Genomic DNA, 18,445 nt, shown 5'->3' with positions numbered 1-18,445 from the left:
GCTGCGATCAGCTTTGTTGATCGCGCAGAAAGACCAGCTTGTCTGCCGATGAGCTGGTCTTGTCGAAGCGATACCCGTCCAGGTCGAAATCCTTAAGGCCTTTTGGATCGGTCACGCGTTCCTTGATCACGTAGCGCGCCATCAGCCCGCGCGCCTTCTTGGCGTAGAAGCTGATGATCTTGTAATCACCGTTTTTGCGATCCTTGAACACCGTGTCGATGACTCGAGCCTTGAGCGCCTTCGGTTTCACGGCGTTGAAGTATTCCTGCGAGGCGAGATTGACCAGGATGTCGTCGCCCTGACTGGCCAGATCCTCGTTCAATGATTCGCTGATCCGGTCTCCCCAGAAGCTGTACAGGTCACGCCCGCGCGGGTTCGCCAGCTTGGTGCCCATCTCCAACCGATACGGCTGCATCAGGTCCAGCGGACGCAGCACTCCGTAGAGCCCCGACAGCATGCGCAGATGGTCCTGGGCGAAAGCCAGGTCGTCCTCGCTGAAGTCCTCAACATGCAGACCGGTATAGACGTCGCCTTTGAAGGCAAGCAGCGCCTGACGGGCATTGCTCTCGGTAGCCTTCTTCTCCCAGCTGCCGTAACGCGCCACGTTGAGGCTCGCCAGTTTGTCGGAGAGCGACATCAGCTCGGCGATGTCCTGCGGCGACTTTTCCTTCAGTACGTCAATCAGCTCCTGGCTGTCATCGAGGTAGCGCGGCTGGGTGAATCGGTCGGTGATCGGGGTGCTGTCGTAGTCCAGCGTCTTGGCGGGCGAGATGACCATCAACATCGGTGCGGCTCCGTTTGGGAATCGACTGTCATTATGCCCCAAGCCTGCCCAAGGCACTTAAAATCGAGTCGATAGAATCCGCCGATGATTCCGTAGAGGCCCCAGCGGTTGTCCGCGGTTGGACACGCTGTGAATCCGTCCCTGGACGCTTGGCAATGCTCATCCAGGGCATTGACGGCCCAGCCACGCTCAACCGCTGTGGCGCGCGTCGTGGAGTGGCTACCAGAGGAACCGACGAGGCGCCCGGAGGGCGCCTGTTTTCAGAGATGGGTCTCGGCGTATTCAGCCAGCGCCGAGCGTGGAACGCCCTGCAGATGGATGTGCACACCATGGGGGAAGTCTTTGAAACATTCGGTCAGATAAGTAAGCCCTGAACTGGTGGCGTTCAGGTAAGGCGTGTCGATTTGCGCCAGGTTGCCAAGGCAGACGACTTTTGAGCCGGCGCCGGCTCGGGTGATGATGGTCTTGATCTGATGTGGCGTCAGGTTCTGACTTTCGTCGATCAGAATGAAGCTCTGCTGGAAACTGCGGCCACGGATGTAGTTGAGCGACTTGAACTGCAGAGGCACCCTGTCGAGGATGTAGTCGACGCTGCCGTGGGTGCACTCGTCGTCCATATGCAGGGCTTCCAGGTTGTCGGTTATCGCGCCGAGCCATGGCTCCATCTTCTCCGCTTCGGTGCCCGGCAGGAAACCGATATCCTCGTCCAGCCCCTGGGTGCTGCGGGTGGCAATGATTCGGCGATAGGTCTTGCTGACCATGGTCTGCTCGATCGCCGCAGCCAGGGCCAGGATCGTCTTGCCGGAGCCCGCCGCACCGGTGAGGTTGACCAGATGGATGTCCGGGTCGAGCAGCGCATACATCGCCAGCGACTGGAAGATGTCGCGCGGTCGCAGTCCCCAGGCTTCCTGATGCAGCAACGGCTCCTTGTGCAGGTCGCGCAAGGTGAGATTGAGCCCGTCGATGTGCTTGACCCAGCCGACAAAACCCTGCTCGTCGATGATGAAATCGTTGATATGCAACGCCGGAAGATTCTCGGCCAACTGCACCTCATGCAGCGTCTGGCCCAGCCGCTGGTGGGTCTCCACCTTGCCGACGCGCTCCCAGAACGAGCCCTCAACCTCGTGATAACCGCGCGCGAGCAGGGCAATGTCGTCGATGAGCTGGTCGGTGTGGTAGTCCTCCGCATCGATGCCGCAGGCGCGAGCCTTGAGCCGCATATTGATATCTTTGGAAACGAGGACGATTCGGTCGTTGGGGTGGCGGTGCTGAAGCTGGCAGAGCTGGTTGATGATCTTGTTATCGTTGAGGTCGTTCGGTAGGCAGTGCGAGGGGATCGGGGCCTTGTCCATCAGAATCGCCAGGGTTCCGTGATGGCCTAGCTTGCCTCGGGATATGGGCACGCCTTGTTCGACCTGATCGGGTGGCGCGTCGGCGAGGGTCTTGTCGATGAGTCTGATCGCCTGGCGGCAATCGGCGGCAATACTGGTTTTTCCGGATTTGAGCTTGTCGAGTTCTTCAAGGACGGTCATCGGGATGATGACATGATGCTCTTCGAAATTGAGCAGGGCATTGGGGTCGTGAATCAGAACGTTGGTATCGAGTACGTAGAAGGAATGACGGGTTGGTCCGCACGCTTCCATATGCTATTACCTCGCAAGGGCCGGTAATACCAGACTGTATCAAGCGCAACGCTGCGCATGGCAGTCCGCTTGGCCGACTCGCCTGGCGCGTGGTATCAGAGGATCACCGCTACGCCTCGGTCGGTTATTCGATGTATAGCCTATCGTTGACGACGCTCACAAGCGCGTCCTGGGTATTTTTCGTGGTTAGGGCAAAACAGACAGGCGGCGATATTCGCCGAGGTACAGGAGCGTTATATTGGTGGGCCGGGCTGCGCTTGCAGCCAGGTCCGGCGCTTCATTTCCTCAAAGGCTGCTTTGCGGAAACTCTTCGGAAAACCGCTTCTCTGCCCGCTGCTTGAGTCGTTCCCCTTTTGATACGTCACGCTTGGCCTGCTTCAGATCTCGCTGGGCTTCGCGGAGCTGTTTCTCTGCCTGACTGATCTGTTTCTCGGCTACCTTGATCTGCTTGGTTCCCGATGCGATCAGTTCGTTACCGCGATCCCACTGTTTCGCCAGGTCCTTTTGCAGTGCGGCGCGCGAGCTGTCCTGGGCGCCATGCTGACGCATCAGGTCTGCAGTGGAAGGTTGCTTGTTGGCACATCCGCTCAGCGCCAGCGCGAGAATGCCGGTGAGGGCGAGAGATGGCTTGTTCATGATGGTACTCCTTGCAACATCGGGGCGCGCTTAAGCTCGCAAGGACGAACAAGGCGAAGTGAAGCAGGCGACGCCTGCGTGGTCAGGCCCGGCAGGCTGGCTGCCGGGTACGACTGATAACGGTCGGCTCAGCGGCGCCGTGGGCGGTTGGTCGAGGAAGAGCGTCTGCGGTTGGCATCCGCAGCAGCCTTTTGCTCGGCTTCGTTGGCGTCGCTGGACGCCTTTTCCTCAGCGCTTTGCTGCCGGCGGGGAATGGGCTTGAGATAGATTTCCTCAGGGGGAATGCAGTCAAGCTTGCCGCCGAGTAGTGTCTCGATCGGCGGAATCTGAAACGCATCGTCCTCGCCAGCGAGGCTGATCGAGGTCCCCTTGGCGCCGGCGCGACCGGTCCGGCCGATACGGTGCACGTAATCTTCGGGATCTTCCGGCAACGTGTAGTTGACCACATGGCTGATGCCATCGATGTGAATCCCGCGGCCAGCCACGTCCGTCGCGACCAGAACGCGCAGCTTGCCCTCACGGAAGTTGTCCAGCGTGCGGACCCGCTTGTGCTGGGGTACATCGCCGGACAGTTGCGCAGCGTTGATTCCGTCGCGAACCAGGCGTTCCTGCACCCGGCGAACCTCGTCCTTGCGGTTGGCAAAGACCATCACCCGCTCCAGGTCGAGCTGGGTAATCAGGTTATAGAGCACCTTGTACTTGTCGGCGCCGCTTACCGCATAGACCTTCTGTGTGATGTTTTCCGATGCGGGGCGCTCGGGCTCGATTTCGACCACGGCCGGGTCTACTGTCCACTGCCGGGCGAGATTCATGACGTCATCGCTGAATGTGGCGGAGAACAGCAGGGTCTGCCGGTCGCCCTTGCGCGGCGTTTGACGAATGATCTGGCGTACCTGGGGAATGAATCCCATATCGAGCATGCGGTCAGCTTCATCCAGCACCATCATCTCCACCAGGTCCAGGTGGACTTCCCCGCGGTTGCAGAAGTCCAGCAGGCGGCCGGGTGTGGCGACGAGAATGTCGACGTAGCGCTTTTCCAGTTGCTTGAGCTGCTTGTCCGAATCCATCCCGCCGACGAAGGCCATGACGTTAAGCCCGCAATGCTTGGTCAACCCCTCGGCATCGTTGGCTATCTGCATGACCAGCTCACGGGTCGGTGCGATGATCAGCGCGCGCGGCTCACCCATGTATCGCTCATCCGGGGGCGGCGTTTCCAGCAGTTGGGTAATGGTGGAGATAAGGAATGCAGCGGTCTTGCCGGTACCGGTTTGCGCCCGGCCGATAGCATCCTGGCCCTGCAGCGTCGAGCCGAGCACCTTGGCCTGAATCGGTGTGCAGTAGCTGAAGCCCTGATCCTGAATCGCCCGCATCAGACTGTCGGGCAACGGAAAATCGTGGAAGCGGGTCTTGCCCTCAGCCGGCTCGACGACGAAGTCTTCGAGCGACCATGGCGCAGGCGGAACAGGCTTCGCTGCGCGCGGCTTGGCCGGCTGACGCGGTTTTTTCGGGCGACTCGGCGGCGCCTCCCGCCCGGTGCTGGAAGGCTGTTCGGCAGGCTCTTGCGACCGGACTGCCGGCGCGGATTGCGTAGCTTCAGCAGCAGCGGGCTGCTGCGGCACAGCCGGCGTTTCGCCGGGTTTGAACAGTTTCTTCAGTGCTTTGAGCACGGGTCTCTCTCGATCAGGCAAGTGGCATTAACTCGCCAGTGTAAAGCAAGCCCGTCTCTTAGCGAAGCCCGTCGGCAATTTTGGCTAGTGTGAAAGCCGTTTTGTCAACCACTCGCGGATGTCTGACACCTCCGCTGGGCAGACCTCATGACCCATCGGATATTCGTGCCATTCGGTGCGGTGGCCTGCGGCCTGAAGTTGATCATGTGCTTCCCGGCCCATGCTGATCGGCAATACATCATCATTGCGACCATGGGCGAAGAACACGTCAAGCTCGGGCGCATCCGGCCCCTGACGGCCGATCAGTTCCGGCACCGTCGGACCATAGGTCGACAAGGCCGCCAGGCCACCGATGCGCAGTTCACCTTCGAGCATGGCGTGCAGAACGACGGCGCCACCTTGCGAGAAACCGGCAAGAATGATTCGCTCCTCGGCGATGCCCTGGGCGACCTGAGCATCGACTAATTGGCGAACCATTGCCGCCGATTCGTTCATGTGATCATCGTTGATCACACGAGCCGGCGACATGCCGAGAATGTCGTACCAGCACGGCATGGGAAAGCCGTTATTGATGGTTACCCGGCGAGTAGGCGCCTGCGGGAAGACGAAGCGGATGCCATGCCCCGCTGGCAGGTTCAACGCTTCGACGACGGGTACGAAGTCGAAGCGGTCGGCGCCCAGCCCGTGGAGCACGACGACGCACGCATCGGTAGTGGCGGGTGGGTCGATAATCAGCGGGTTTTGGCTCATTGTTTACTCCTCGATCAAGCGCGGGACATGAATTTTCCGGACTCGGTGTTGATGCGTACGACCTCGCCAGTCTCCAGATATTCCGGAATCTGAATTTCCAACCCGGTAGCGAAGCGTGCTGTCTTGGTTCGTGCGCTGGCCGAGGAGCCCTTGATCGCCGGCGGGGTTTCCTCGATCGGCATCTCCACTACGGCAGGGAGTTCCACGCCGACCAGCGCACCTTCGACCAGCAGACCGTACAGCCCCTGGACGCCATCGTGCATGTAGGGCAGCTCGTCCTCGAGTTGTTCGGCCGACAGGGTAGATTGGGAGAAGTCTTCGTTATCCATGAAGGTGTAGCCATCGGCATCGGCATAGAGGAACTGGATGGCACGCTTCTGGAAATCGATCGGCGCAAGAAAGTCGTCACCGGTCAGGCTCTGGTCGAGCTTCTGTTTGGTTTGCGCGTGGTTGAAGCGCACCTTGTACAGCGTTGTACCGCTGCGTGAGGACGGGCTTTTCACGTCGATCAGCGAGACGATGTAAGGCTGGTTGTTGATCTGGACGATCTGGCCTTTTTTCAGTTCCGATGCTTTGGGCATGCTCAGTACTCGGGAAGTGGGCAAAACGACTATTCTGCCGAGGGCTGCCCCGGCGCCGCAAGCCGGCGTCGGGGCATTTGCGCGGGTCAGGCGGAGGGCTGCTGCCCTTCGATGCGCTTGCTGACGATCAGCCGCTCGAGTCCTTCACTGTTGCGCAGATTGATATCCATCTGGCGGAAGGCGATCTCGATGCCATGTTCGCGGAACTGGCGGTCGATTTCCCGGTTGATCTCGTCGATCGACAGGTTGCGGTCGATCAGTTCCTTCACGTGGATGCGCAGCTCGTGATTGAGAGTGCTGTCACCAAAGCTGAGGAACAGCACCATTGGCGCCGGGTCCTTGAGTACCCGGGGGTTCGAGTCGGAAATGTTCAGTAGCAGCTCGCGCACTTTTTCCAGATCAGACCCATAGGCGACACCGACAATCACGGTTACCCGGGTGATGGTGTCGTTCAGCGACCAGTTGATCAACTGGTTGGTCACGAAGGTCTTGTTCGGGACGATGATTTCCTTACGGTCGAAATCGGTGATGGTCGTCGCGCGGATGCGTATCCGGTTCACCGTGCCCGACAGGTTGCCGATGGTGACGACGTCGCCGATTCGTACCGGACGCTCGAACAGAATGATCAGGCCCGAGACGAAGTTGGCGAAAATCTCCTGTAGGCCGAACCCCAGGCCGACACCGAGGGCGGCTACCAGCCACTGCAATTTGCTCCAGCTGACCCCGAGCGTCGACAGGGCCGAAAACAGGCCGACGCCGACGATCACATAACTCAGCAGGGTGGTGATGGCATAACTGCTGCCCTGGCGCAGGTCCATGCGTGACAACACCATGATTTCGAGCAGGCCGGGCAGGTTGCGGGCCAATGACAGCATCAGCACGATGATCACCAGCGCGCCAAGCATATCCCCAGCGGTGATCGGAGCCATGACCGGTGCTTCGGCCGTTCCCGCGTTGTATTCCCAGAGCGTCACCGACTGCAGGTATGACGCGGCGCTGATCAGGTCAGACCAGGTGAAGTACACCAGTACACCGAACAGGATCACCAGACCCATGCGCGCCAGGCGCAGTGATTGCTGGTTGATCTGCTGGATGTCCATCTCGGGGATTTCCACCGATACCTCGCTGTCCACGCTTTCGCGCGGTTGTGGCGCCTGGCGCTTGTTCAGCGAGCGTTGATAGGCAAGGCGGCGCCCGGCCACGTTGAGGTTGCGCATCACCGAACCCTCCACCAGCATCCAGAGGATGATCAGATAGAGCGTGCCGATGAAACGGTCTGTCAGTTTTATCGCGGTGTAGTTGTAACCCCAGGCCAGCAGCCCGGCGACCGCCAGTGGAGCCAGAACCAGCACCAGCGAGGCGCTGGCGTGAAGTACCTTGGAGCTGTACAGCGGCTGGCTCTGCTGCATCATGCGTCCCAACAGGACAGCCAGCAGGACCAGGCCGATAAGCAGTGTAAGCCGGCCGATGACGTCGTCGATCAACTGCTCCGGGCGGGTTTCGCCAAGCGCCACGACGACTACCATTGGCAATACGATCCATGCCCCGCGGCGCACGAGCCGGTGGAGCCGGTCGACCAGATCCTGATCCCAGCGAAAGTGGAGGGTGGCAATGCCGCTCGGGTCGAACACCCGGTACACCAGGTGTAGCATGAACCAGGCCAGCGCCAGCTGGCTCAACGCCTGCCCAAGGCCCGGCATGGCGGGTTCCTCGCCCCGAGTGAAGATCAGGCCGAGCCCACTGAGCACCAGTGGCACCGGAATGATCATGACTGCGGTCAGGAGCAGCGCCTTGGGCGTATGGCGGACGCTGTCACGCCGGAAATGACCGACATCTTCATGCAGCTGGCGCAGCTGCTGTCGAAGATGGGGCAGCCGCCAGACGTACAGGCCGACCAGCAGCGCGATAAGCGCGAGCCATAGTGCATGGTCGCGCAGGGTATTGCCGATGATTTTCAGCTGTTTAACCGGCTCCATGGCCTCGAGCTGGGCGAGCGCCTGGGACGGGAAGTTGAGAAACCAGCTCCGATCAAGCGGCCGGTTGCTTGCTACCCAGAACAACTGATCGTCGATGGTGCGACGCAGCTCGCCACTGGTTTGTTCGAGCTGGCGCTGGTTGATCTGCAGGGTGATCGCCAGGCTCAGCAGGGTGTTGATATTGGCGCTGAGCTGGTCGACCAGGGATATGCGACTGTTGACCACGCGCTCGAACTCGGCGCGGAGCGACTCGCGCTGCTCCTCCGGCAACTGGTTGACCAAACGCGCAAGATACGCAGAAGGATTGGTCATCTCATCGCGCAGCTGATTGAGTTCGAACTGGCGCAGACGCAAGTCGGCGATCTGGTCGGTCAACGTCAGGTCGGGACGGGTATCAGGCAGCGCTTTTTTCTGCTGGTGCAAGATGCGCGATAGCAGCACGCTGCCTTCCAGCACGCCGATCTGCTGATCAAGCGCGCTTTCGATCTGGGTGACGCTGTCGATTTGCTGTTTGGTCAGGATGTTCTTGCGCGTCAGCTCGCCGAGCTGGTTGGTCGCCCGCAGCAGCTCCTCGCTGAGGCGCCGATTGAGAGTGCCCTGTTCACGCAGCAGCTGCTGGTTGCCCGCCTGAAGGACTTCTTCGGTCGTCTCGCTGACGGTGCGCTCGGACTGCGTCCGTCGCTTGGCGTCGATCAGGTCTTGCAGCACCTGAATTTCCGCTTCCAGATCGGCGATCTGTCGCGACAGCAGATCGCGTTGTTGCATCGCCAGATCCTGCAGCACGCTGTTGGCGTTCAGGCGTTGGCGTAGCAGCTCGTTATGGCGTTGGAGCGCCCGTTGCTCGGCGCGCATCATTGCCAGCCGGGCAGTGTTCAGCGGGGTATCTGCCTGACGTTGAAGGCTGCGGATCTGCTCGCTGAGCTGCTGTTCCCGGCTTTGATTGGCCGACACACTGGCCTGGGTGCGCTCCGGGCGGGTCTGCGCTGCAATCAAGTCGCTGTTGACTGCTGTCAGCTCGTTCTGCCAGCTGAACATCCGACTGACCTTGTCGCCGATCAGTGTTTCGAGTTCGGCCAGGTCCCGATCCTTGTAGCGCTCCTGCAGCTCCTCTGCCGTTTGCGCCTGGATGCTTTCGAGCTGCTGGCGCGCCAGACGAATGCGTTCCGGTGCCTGCTCGATCTGCTTGCCCAAATCAGCCAGATCGGTGTAGGTGCTTTGGGTGCGCTGAATGAAATTCAGCGTGTTCTGGTAGAGATCCTGCAGGTCCCGCTTCTCAGTATCCGACAGTGAGCTGTCAGCCAGCGCCTGCATGGCTGTTCGGGTCTGCTCCATCGCCTGGGCCAGTTCGGATTCGGCGGAGGCTTCCTGCGCATGTGCGCCGGGGGCGAGCATCAGCTGCAACGACAGAACTACAAAGGCGAGAACGCGAGTGAAAGCGCGAGGCATCGGGGAAGATCCGCTGGGTAAAAGGGCAGAAGGGTATTCGCCCCCGAATGGATTGGGAAGCAAGGGAAAAGCGTCAAAATGTATCAGGCCACCCGGAGGTGGCCTGATGAGATGTACGAAACGTGATCCTGGTCACATTTCGATCAGAACCAGCTGTCCTGCATGTCCAGACACGTGGCGTCGCGGTTTTCCAGCACGGTCAATGCATGATGACAACCTGGCACTTCCCAGGTCAGGAAATAACGCGCAGCTTGCAACTTGCCGCGGTAGAAATCGCTGTCGACAGCGTTGCCGCGAGCAAGGCCTTCTTCTGCACGGATCGCCTGTTCCAGCCAGCGCCAACCGATCACCATGTGGCCAAACGCGTTGAGATACAGAGCCGAGTTGGCCAGCGCCTGATTGACCTTGCCCTGGCCCATCTCGCCGAGCAGTGCCAGGGTCACCTTGCCGATATGTGCGTGGAGCTTTTCCAGCGGCTCGCGTAGTGCATTCAGGGATTCGAATTCGCTGGCACGGCTGCAGGTGTTCTGGATCAGGCCGGACAGCTGCTTGAGCGCGGCGCCGTTGTTCATCGCCACCTTGCGACCGAGTAGGTCGAGCGACTGGATGCCGTTGGTGCCCTCATGGATCGGGTTCAGCCGGTTGTCCCGATAGTACTGTTCGACCGGGTACTCACGGGTGTAACCATGACCGCCCAGAATCTGGATAGCCAGCTCGTTGGCCTTCAGGCAGTAGTCGGAGGGCCAGGCCTTGACGATCGGCGTGAGCAGGTCGAGCAACTCCAGAGCAGTCTTGCGTTGCTCTTCGGTTTCCAGGGTCTCGGTGTCGTCAAACAGCCGCGCGGCATACAAACCCAGGTCATATCCACCTTCGACATAGGCTTTCTGGGTCAACAGCATGCGCTTGACGTCGGTGTGCTCGACGATCGATACCTGTGCGCTGCTTGGGTCCTTGCCGTCGGGCAGGCGACCCTGCGGACGGTTGCGCGCATAGTCCAGCGAGTATTTGTAGCCTGCGTTGCCGAGCATCACCGCGCCCATGCCGACACCGATGCGCGCCTCGTTCATCATCCTGAACATGTAGTTCAGCCCCTGGTGCGGCTTGCCCACCAGATACGCAACGCAGTTGCCATTGTCGCCGAAGTTCAGTGCGGTGGAGGTGGTGCCGCGCCAACCCATCTTGTGGAACAGGCCGGCCAGGGTCACATCGTTGCGCTCGCCCAGCGAGCCGTCATCGTTGACCAGGAACTTCGGCACGATGAACAGCGAGATGCCCTTCACGCCGGGCGGTGCATCGGGCAGCTTAGCCAGCACCATATGCACGATGTTGTCCGACAGCGGATGATCGCCCGCGGAAATGAAGATCTTGTTGCCCTTCAGACGATAGCTGCCGTCGTCGGCGGGTTCGGCACGGGTGCGGATATCCGACAAGGACGAGCCGGCATGCGGCTCGGTCAGTGCCATGGTGCCGAAGAAGCGGCCTTCGATCATCGGCTGCAGGAAGCGTTGCTTCTGCTCTTCGTTGCCGAAGTTCTCGATCAGGTTCGCCGCGCCCATGGTCAGCATGCAGTAGGAGGAAGTCGCAATATTGGCGGCCTGAAACTGCGTAAAGCAGGCCTGTGACAACAGCGTCGGCAACTGCATGCCGCCTTGTTCGAAGGTGCGGGTGGCATTCAGAAAGCCGGCTTCGAGGAACGCATCCACTGCCGGCTTGACGTCGGGAATCAGTTCGGCTGCGCCGTCGACGTACTGAGGTTCATGCTCGTCGCTCTTGCGGTTATGCGGCAGAAAGTACTTCTCCGCAATGTTGCGAGCGGTATTGATCGCTGCGTCGAAGGTCTCGCGGTTGTGCTCGGCGAAGCGCTCGCGACGGGTGAGTGCTTCGGCATCCAGGACTTCGTAGAGTTCGAAGGCCAGGTTGCGGGCATCAGGAAGGATATCGGTCATGGCATGAACCTCTGAATTGAACGCCCGGCAGTGTATGTGTTCGCTCTGTGACTGAGAACGGCCATTGATCTCTTTTATGTACCCGGATCAGAACAGCCGAAGCGCAGGCTCATCCAGCGCAGCCCGCTGTTCCCGTAATGTCAGGATCTGATCGGCCCAATAGCGCTCGCTGGCAAACCACGGGAAATGCATCGGGAATGCGGGGTCGTCCCAGCGGCTGGCGAGCCAAGCACTGTAATGCACCAGACGCAGACTGCGCAGCGGCTCGATGAGCGGTAACTGACGCGGATCGAAATCATGAAATTCGTTATAGCCGTCGATCAGCTCTGACAGCTGTGCCTGGCGCTGGTCGCGCTCGCCGGACAGCATCATCCAGAGATCCTGCATGGCCGGGCCGGAGCGGCAGTCGTCCAGATCGACCATGTACAACAGGTCGTCACGCAGCAGCAGATTGCCCAGGTGCAGGTCGCCGTGCAGGCGGATCGGCTCGAAGGGCACGTCGCTGAAAATTGCCTCGACCCGATCGATCAGATCTTTGGCAACCGAAAAATAGGCGGGTTTGAGACTATTGGGCACGCAGTCAACGCGCTCAAGCGTGGCGATACTGTCACGCCCGAACGTCTGCGGGGTCAGCGCAGGGCGATGTTCGAACGGAGTCATCGCGCCAACGGCATGCAGCCGACCAAGCAAGCGGCCGAGCATCAGGAACTGGTCCGGGTCGTCGAACTCGGGCGCGCGTCCCCCGAACCGTCGAAACAGACTGAAGCGGAACCCCGCGTGTTCGAACAGGGTTTGGCCGTCGATCTGCATCGGCGGGATTACCGGGATGTCACGCTCGGCCAGTTCCAGGCTGAAGCGATGCTCTTCCAGGATCGAGGCATCCGTCCAGCGGCCGGGCCGGTAGAACTTCGCAATCAACGGTTGCGCGGACTCGATGCCGACCTGGAATACGCGGTTCTCGTAGCTGTTGAGCGTGAGGATGCGAGCGTCGCTGAGATAGCCGAGCGACTCAACCGCGTCCAGCACGGCGTCGGGTGTAAGCAGGGCAAAAGGATGTTGCGTGTCCATGTTCAGCTCCGCTCTGGCCGGTTTTGATTATGTATATGGTGGCATACATCCGGACACCGTGTTGGAGCAGTGGATGGACTGCGTCATGGTCGGCGCCTGCAACGGCTAGGGTGTGCGCGCGACGCACCAGACGCTGACTTCGCGCGCGCCGGCCTCCAGCAGGGTGCGACTGGCCGCTCGCACTGTCGCGCCGGTGGTGACCACGTCATCGAGTAGCGCGACATGGCGGCCTTCGATCAGAGGGGCAGCCGGACAGCGGAATGCGTCATGCAGGTTACGGCGACGATCCGCTGCTGCGAGCCCCAGCTGACTTTCACTGGCTTTCACCCGCTGCAAGGCTTTCGGAAGCAGGGGCAGCCCCAATGCACCGGCGATTGGTCGGGCCAATTCGGTTGCCTGGTTGAACCCACGACGGGCCTGCCGGCGATGATGCAGTGGAAGCGGGACCAGGCATTCGACGGGACCAGCATCGTCGTACTCAGCCGCTATTGCTTCGGCCAGAAGCTCGGCCATCAGGCGGCCGAACGCGAACTGCTGATGATATTTGAATGCGGGGATAAGGCTATCGAGAGGAAATGCATAGCGAAACGGAGCGATGACGCGAGCGAAGCCTGGCGGGCTGGTCTGGCACTGCCCGCAAAGCTGCCCTTCGTTAGGCAGCGGCAGCGCGCAGACCCGGCAGTGCGGGCCTAGCCATGGCAGATCCAGATGGCACGCATGGCACAGCTCGCGTCCGGTATCGGCGCTAGCGAGACACAGCATGCAGCGCTTCGATTGGATGTTTAATAGCCAGTTGTAAACCGCGCGCGTCTTCATTGGTTGACAGCCTCCGTGCCGTCGTTATTATCTCTGGCCATAGCCTGAACCGAAACCGGTTCCCAAGTAAACCGCAAGGATTCATCGATGACCGCTTCCGTGACCCGCCACGACTGGACTCCGGCCGAAGTGCTGGCTCTTTTCCGCCAACCGTTCAACGATCTGATGTTTCAAGCACAGACCGTCCACCGCCAGCACTTCGATGCCAACCGGGTACAGGTGTCCACGCTGTTGTCGATCAAGACCGGCGCCTGTCCGGAAGACTGCAAGTACTGTCCGCAGTCGGGGCACTACAACACCGGGCTGGACAAGGAAAAGCTGCTCGAAGTACAGAAAGTCCTGGACGAGGCAGCAGCGGCCAAGGCCATCGGCGCGACTCGTTTCTGTATGGGCGCTGCCTGGAAGCACCCGTCCGAGAAAGACATGCCCTACGTGCTGGAGATGGTCCGTGGAGTGCGCAAACTGGGTCTGGAAACCTGCATGACGCTCGGTAAGCTGACCAAGGAGCAGACTTCAGCGCTCGCCGAGGCCGGGCTGGACTACTACAACCACAACCTCGATACCTCGCCTGAGTTCTACGGCAACATCATCACCACACGCACCTATGGCGACCGGCTGCAGACGTTGTCCTACGTGCGCGATGCGGGGATGAAGATCTGCTCTGGTGGCATCCTCGGCATGGGCGAAAGCCTGGAAGATCGCGCCGGCCTGTTGATCCAGTTGGCCAACCTGCCGGAGCATCCGGAAAGCGTGCCGATCAACATGCTGGTCAAGGTCAAGGGTACTCCGCTGGAGAACGAGGAAGACGTCGATCCCTTCGATTTCATCCGCACCCTGGCCGTTGCGCGCATCCTGATGCCCAAATCACATGTGCGTCTCTCCGCCGGGCGCGAGCAGATGAACGAGCAGACCCAGGCTCTGGCGTTTTTCGCTGGCGCCAACTCGATTTTCTATGGTGACCGTCTGCTGACCACCAGCAATCCGCAAGCCGAAAAAGACATGCGTCTGTTCGATCGCCTGGGTATCAAGCCGGAAGAGCGGCAGGAACATGATGACGAGATTCATCAGGCTGCCATCGAGCAGGCACTGGTCGAGCAGCGTGACAGCAAGATGTTCGTGAACGCGGCGGTGTAACGCCGCTGCAAGCCATTAGCGGCAAGCTACAAGCGGCCCTGCTGCCGTGTCGAGTCTGCCCGTCCGAGCAACCTGATAGTGCACGGCCAGCTTGCCGCTTGGAGCTTGCCGCTGTGTGAGTGCTATGTCTTTCGATCTGTCCTCCCGCCTGGCTGAACGCCGCGCCGCTCACCTTTACCGTCAGCGTCCCCTGCTGGAAACACCGCAGGGCGTGAACGTTATGGTCGATGGCGAGCCGTTGCTGGCTTTTTGCAGCAACGATTATCTCGGCCTGGCCAATCACCCTCAGGTCACCGAGGCGTTTGCCGAGGGCGCGCGGCGCTGGGGCGCAGGTGGTGGCGCATCGCACCTTGTGGTCGGCCACAGCACTCCGCACCATGAGCTTGAAGAGGCGCTGGCAGAATTCACCGGGCGGCCCCGTGCGCTGTTGCTGTCCAGCGGTTACATGGCCAATCTCGGCACTGTCACGGCGCTCGTCGGGCAGGGCGGCACGGTGCTTGAGGATCGTTTGAACCACGCTTCGCTACTCGACGCCGGTCTGCTTAGCGGCGCGCGTTTTTCCCGCTACCTGCACAATGACGTCGCCAGTCTGCAAAGTCGTCTTGCCAAGGCCGAAGGCGATACGCTGGTGGTCACCGATGGTGTGTTCAGTATGGATGGCGACCTCGCCGAGTTGCCGGCCATCTGCGACACAGCGCGTACGCACGGCGCCTGGGTCATGGTCGATGATGCGCACGGATTCGGCTGTCTGGGCAAGACTGGTGGCGGAATCGTCGAGCACTTCGGGCTCGGGCTGAATGACGTGCCGGTGCTGATCGGCACGCTGGGCAAGGCGTTCGGCACCGCTGGCGCATTCGTCGCTGGTAGTGACGATCTCGTCGAGTCGCTTATCCAGTTTGCCCGTCCCTATATCTACACCACCAGCCAGCCGCCAGCGGTGGCCTGCGCGACGCTGCGCAGTTTGCAATTACTGCGCGAAGAAGGCTGGCGCCGGGAGCACCTGGGCAGCCTCATCGCTCGCTTCCGCCAGGGCGTGTCAGCCATCGGGCTACAGCTGATGGACAGCTCCACGCCGATCCAGCCGATCGTGGTCGGCAGCAGCGCGCGAGCGCTGGCGCTGTCTGCGGCCCTGCGTGAGCGCGGCATCCTGGTCACTGCAATCCGTCCGCCGACAGTGCCCCGCGGAACTTCGCGTTTGCGTGTCACCTTGTGTGCTGAACATTCCCACGCCGATATCGACCGGCTGCTCGAAGCCCTGCAACAGGCCGTAGCCAGCCTGCCGGAGTCCCATGACTGACATGACGTTATTACCGGGATGGTCGCTCGCTGCCGCCTCGCTCGATCCGCTGCGTTCGGCACTGTTGGAGCGTATGCCGCAGGCGCGTGTTAGCGCGAAGAAGTTGCCGGTAATGACTCTCGGCACTTTGGAGCAGGATCTGGCCGCGCTGGCCGAGTCGACGCCGCCCGGAATTCTGGTCGGCTGGTCACTTGGCGGTATGTTGGCGCTGCAGCTCATGCGGCGCTTCCCGGATCGCTTTGCCGCGGTGATAACCGTCTGCAGCAACGCGTGTTTCGTGACCCGCGAGGACTGGCCGGAAGCGATGTCGCGCGAGACATTCAGAAACTTCTACAACGAATATCGGTACGAGTCAGAGAAAGCTCACAAGCGGTTTGGTCTGTTGGTGACTCAGGGTAGCGAGCAGCGACGCACGCTGGCACGCTCCTTGGTCTGGGATGATCGTGATCCTGAGCAGAGGCTGCATATGCTGGCGGTTCTCGGCATTCTGGATAACCGGGTGCTGTTGCGTGACGCCAGTGGGCCGGTCATGCATTGCCTGGGTGCGCGCGACGCCCTGGTCCCGGTAACCGCGGCCACGCGGCTGGAGGCTTGCAATGCCACAGCCGAGCTGGCCGTACATCCGGACGCCAGTCATGCCTTGCCGCTAGAGCAGCCGATGTGGCTTGCCGAGCGGATCGCCGAGTTCGTCGAGGCGCGTGATGTCTGAGGCCATTCTGGACAAGCGGCGGATCGCCGATTCGTTCGGCCGCGCTGCCGCGACCTACGATCAGGCCGCTGCCTTCCAGCGAACGGTAGGTCGCAATCTCATGCATCGACTGCCCGACCGGTTCGTTCCGGCCGATGTCGTGGATCTGGGATGCGGCACCGGCCACTTTACCCGGCTTTTGGAAACGCGCTATGGCGCTTCGGTTTGCGGGCTGGATCTCGCCGAAGGCATGCTGCGCTACGCTTGCCGGCAAAGCGACCATACCCGCTGGGTCGCCGCTGATGCCGAGCGTCTGCCGCTGCGTGATGCCTCGCAGGACCTAATCTTCTCCAGCCTCGCTTTGCAGTGGTGCTCTGATCTCCAGCAGGCTCTGCACGAGACATGGCGCGCCCTGCGCCCAGGCGGCTATCTGGCTTTCAACACGCTACTCGATGCTTCGTTGCACGAGCTGAGAGATGCCTGGACCACCGTCGACGGGTTCGTCCACGTGAATCGATTCATGACGCTCGAAACACTGCAAGCCCACCTCTGCCAGGCGGGTTTCACCTTCTGGCACTGCGAAGTCGAGCGCCACGTGCTCTGCTATGAGCAGTTGTCCGACCTGACGCGAGAGCTCAAGGCAATCGGCGCGCATAACGTCAATGCAGGACGGCCAGGCGGGCTTACGGGCCGCTCACGCCTGCGCGCACTGACCGAAGCCTACGAAGCATTCAGAACCGGGCAGGGTTTGCCTGCCACATACGATGTAGCGCAGGTGATACTGCGCAAAGGCCCCACCCGCTGACGGGAAGACGATACGTACCATGAGCAATATCTATTTCGTAACCGGAACCGATACCGAAATCGGCAAAACCACCATTTCCGCCGGGCTGCTACACAAGGCACGGCTGAGCGGTATGACCACCGCAGCGGCTAAGCCGGTCGCGGCAGGCTGCGAACGTACCGGCGAAGGCCTGCGCAATGAAGATGCGCTTGCGTTGCAGGCACAGTGCGAGCCGCGACTCGAATACGGACTGATCAACCCCATCACCCTCGAAGCGGCGATCGCGCCGCACATCGCAGCGGTGGAAGAGGGGACCGTTCTGACCCGCGACACCCTCGTGAAGGGTTGTCAGCGCGTGTTCGAGCTCGGCCGCGATTTGACGCTGGTCGAAGGCGCCGGAGGCTGGCGCGTCCCGCTCAATGACAGCGAAACGCTGGCTGATCTGGCCGCAGCCCTGCGCCTGCCGGTCATCATGGTGGTGGGGATGCGTCTGGGCTGTATCAATCATGCGTTGCTCACCGCCGAAGCGATCGCCGCGGACGGCTTGCAACTGGCGGGCTGGGTTGCCAATCGGGTCGACCCTGACATGAGCCGGCCGGAGGAAAACCTCGCGACACTGCAACGTCTGATCAAAGCGCCGTGTCTGGGCGTGGTGCCCTGGCTCGAATCACCTTCTGCTGAGCGGGTTGCCGATCATCTTGATTTGACGCCGCTAATCTGACGGGTGATGGCGCTTCGCCATTTTGTATGCTTAGATAAAGGCGATCACTACCGAGGCAAGCACCATGGCTACCCTTGATCTGATGTCCTCCGGCTTGAACACGGTCCGCCAGGGCCAATACCGCGCCAACACCGCTGCCGCGGAAATAGGCCGTGCAGGCGTTCCCGCTGATCCGGCGGCGAAACCATCGGTTCCGGTCCAGCCGGCTACTGGCCAGGCTGCCTCGTCGACGCAGGTCGACAGTAATCGTCCAGTCAATCTGGTGGACAATCTCGTTGCGCTGCAGCAGAGCCGCCAGGAAGTCGAGGCCGGTGCCGCGGTCATTGATACCGCAAGCGAAGTGCTCGGCACGCTCCTCGACGTCAATGCCTGACCAGCGCCCCGTTTCGGCGGGGCGGTGGTATTCCCTCTCGAGTTAATCCTTTCGTACTTCCTCTATCCTGTCGAATGCTGAACGGTGCCGTGCATGCTCGGATCGGTGCGCGCTCGCATCCGGGCCAATCGTCCG

At 61.0% G+C, this 18,445-nt stretch carries 16 protein-coding genes; 6 read left to right on the top strand and 10 right to left on the bottom strand.

Going from position 1 to position 18,445, the window contains the following annotated elements:
* Window positions 1-7 precede the first annotated feature (7 nt).
* The 10 genes from yaaA to BLT85_RS11690 all read right to left on the bottom strand — a co-directional run bounded on the left by yaaA (window position 8) and on the right by BLT85_RS11690 (window position 13,313).
* Entirely contained in the window at window positions 8-784 is a 777-nt protein-coding gene (gene yaaA, locus BLT85_RS11735; protein ID WP_093394943.1) for a peroxide stress protein YaaA, read from the bottom strand.
* Window positions 785-1,044: 260 nt separating this feature from the next.
* The gene (locus BLT85_RS11730) at window positions 1,045-2,427 is read right to left on the bottom strand and encodes a PhoH family protein (protein ID WP_093394940.1); all 1,383 of its coding nucleotides are present in this window, start codon (window positions 2,425-2,427) and stop codon (window positions 1,045-1,047) included.
* Window positions 2,428-2,712: 285 nt separating this feature from the next.
* Window positions 2,713-3,063 (bottom strand): hypothetical protein, encoded by a 351-nt coding sequence (locus BLT85_RS11725; RefSeq protein ID WP_093394937.1) that lies wholly within the window; start codon window positions 3,061-3,063, stop codon window positions 2,713-2,715.
* Window positions 3,064-3,191: 128 nt separating this feature from the next.
* Window positions 3,192-4,730: an ATP-dependent RNA helicase RhlB gene (gene rhlB, locus BLT85_RS11720; RefSeq protein ID WP_093394934.1), complete on the bottom strand. Its 1,539-nt coding sequence runs from the start codon at window positions 4,728-4,730 to the stop codon at window positions 3,192-3,194.
* A gap of 84 nt (window positions 4,731-4,814) precedes the next feature.
* Window positions 4,815-5,480 (bottom strand): alpha/beta hydrolase, encoded by a 666-nt coding sequence (locus BLT85_RS11715; RefSeq protein ID WP_093394931.1) that lies wholly within the window; start codon window positions 5,478-5,480, stop codon window positions 4,815-4,817.
* Window positions 5,481-5,494: 14 nt separating this feature from the next.
* Window positions 5,495-6,061: an elongation factor P-like protein EfpL gene (efpL, locus tag BLT85_RS11710; protein WP_093394928.1), complete on the bottom strand. Its 567-nt coding sequence runs from the start codon at window positions 6,059-6,061 to the stop codon at window positions 5,495-5,497.
* 86 nt (window positions 6,062-6,147) lie between these two features.
* A complete protein-coding gene (gene mscK / locus BLT85_RS11705; protein WP_093394925.1) occupies window positions 6,148-9,483 on the bottom strand; it encodes a mechanosensitive channel MscK in 3,336 nt (1,111 codons plus the stop codon).
* Window positions 9,484-9,626: 143 nt separating this feature from the next.
* Window positions 9,627-11,429 (bottom strand): acyl-CoA dehydrogenase, encoded by a 1,803-nt coding sequence (locus BLT85_RS11700; RefSeq protein WP_093394922.1) that lies wholly within the window; start codon window positions 11,427-11,429, stop codon window positions 9,627-9,629.
* A gap of 87 nt (window positions 11,430-11,516) precedes the next feature.
* On the bottom strand, window positions 11,517-12,497 hold the full coding sequence (locus BLT85_RS11695) for a serine/threonine protein kinase (RefSeq protein ID WP_093394919.1): 981 nt from the start codon (window positions 12,495-12,497) through the stop codon (window positions 11,517-11,519).
* A 105-nt stretch (window positions 12,498-12,602) separates the two neighbouring features.
* On the bottom strand, window positions 12,603-13,313 hold the full coding sequence (locus BLT85_RS11690; RefSeq protein WP_093394916.1) for a ComF family protein: 711 nt from the start codon (window positions 13,311-13,313) through the stop codon (window positions 12,603-12,605).
* A gap of 87 nt (window positions 13,314-13,400) precedes the next feature.
* On the opposite strand from BLT85_RS11690, the gene bioB reads away from it, so the two are divergent.
* The 6 genes from bioB (at window position 13,401) to BLT85_RS11660 (ending at window position 18,310) form a co-directional block, all read left to right on the top strand.
* Window positions 13,401-14,447, top strand: a complete 1,047-nt coding sequence (gene bioB / locus BLT85_RS11685; protein WP_093394913.1) for a biotin synthase BioB — start codon at window positions 13,401-13,403, stop codon at window positions 14,445-14,447.
* Window positions 14,448-14,571: 124 nt separating this feature from the next.
* Complete coding sequence (bioF, locus tag BLT85_RS11680) at window positions 14,572-15,744, top strand: 8-amino-7-oxononanoate synthase (protein WP_093394910.1); 1,173 nt, start codon at window positions 14,572-14,574, stop codon at window positions 15,742-15,744.
* Window positions 15,737-16,453, top strand: coding sequence for an alpha/beta fold hydrolase (locus BLT85_RS11675; protein ID WP_093394907.1), 717 nt, complete (start codon window positions 15,737-15,739; stop codon window positions 16,451-16,453). Before bioF ends, BLT85_RS11675 begins: the two co-directional genes overlap by 8 nt.
* Window positions 16,446-17,237 (top strand): malonyl-ACP O-methyltransferase BioC, encoded by a 792-nt coding sequence (gene bioC / locus BLT85_RS11670; protein WP_093394904.1) that lies wholly within the window; start codon window positions 16,446-16,448, stop codon window positions 17,235-17,237. The genes BLT85_RS11675 and bioC overlap by 8 nt, the downstream gene beginning before the upstream one ends.
* Before the next feature lie 19 nt (window positions 17,238-17,256).
* Window positions 17,257-17,937 (top strand): dethiobiotin synthase, encoded by a 681-nt coding sequence (gene bioD, locus BLT85_RS11665; protein ID WP_093394901.1) that lies wholly within the window; start codon window positions 17,257-17,259, stop codon window positions 17,935-17,937.
* A gap of 64 nt (window positions 17,938-18,001) precedes the next feature.
* Entirely contained in the window at window positions 18,002-18,310 is a 309-nt protein-coding gene (locus BLT85_RS11660; RefSeq protein WP_093394898.1) for a hypothetical protein, read from the top strand.
* Window positions 18,311-18,445: the final 135 nt, after the last annotated feature.

The sequence above is a fragment of the Halopseudomonas xinjiangensis genome, assembly GCF_900104945.1.
Lineage (GTDB): Bacteria > Pseudomonadota > Gammaproteobacteria > Pseudomonadales > Pseudomonadaceae > Halopseudomonas > Halopseudomonas xinjiangensis.
This window is presented reverse-complemented; position numbering and strand designations above follow the sequence as displayed.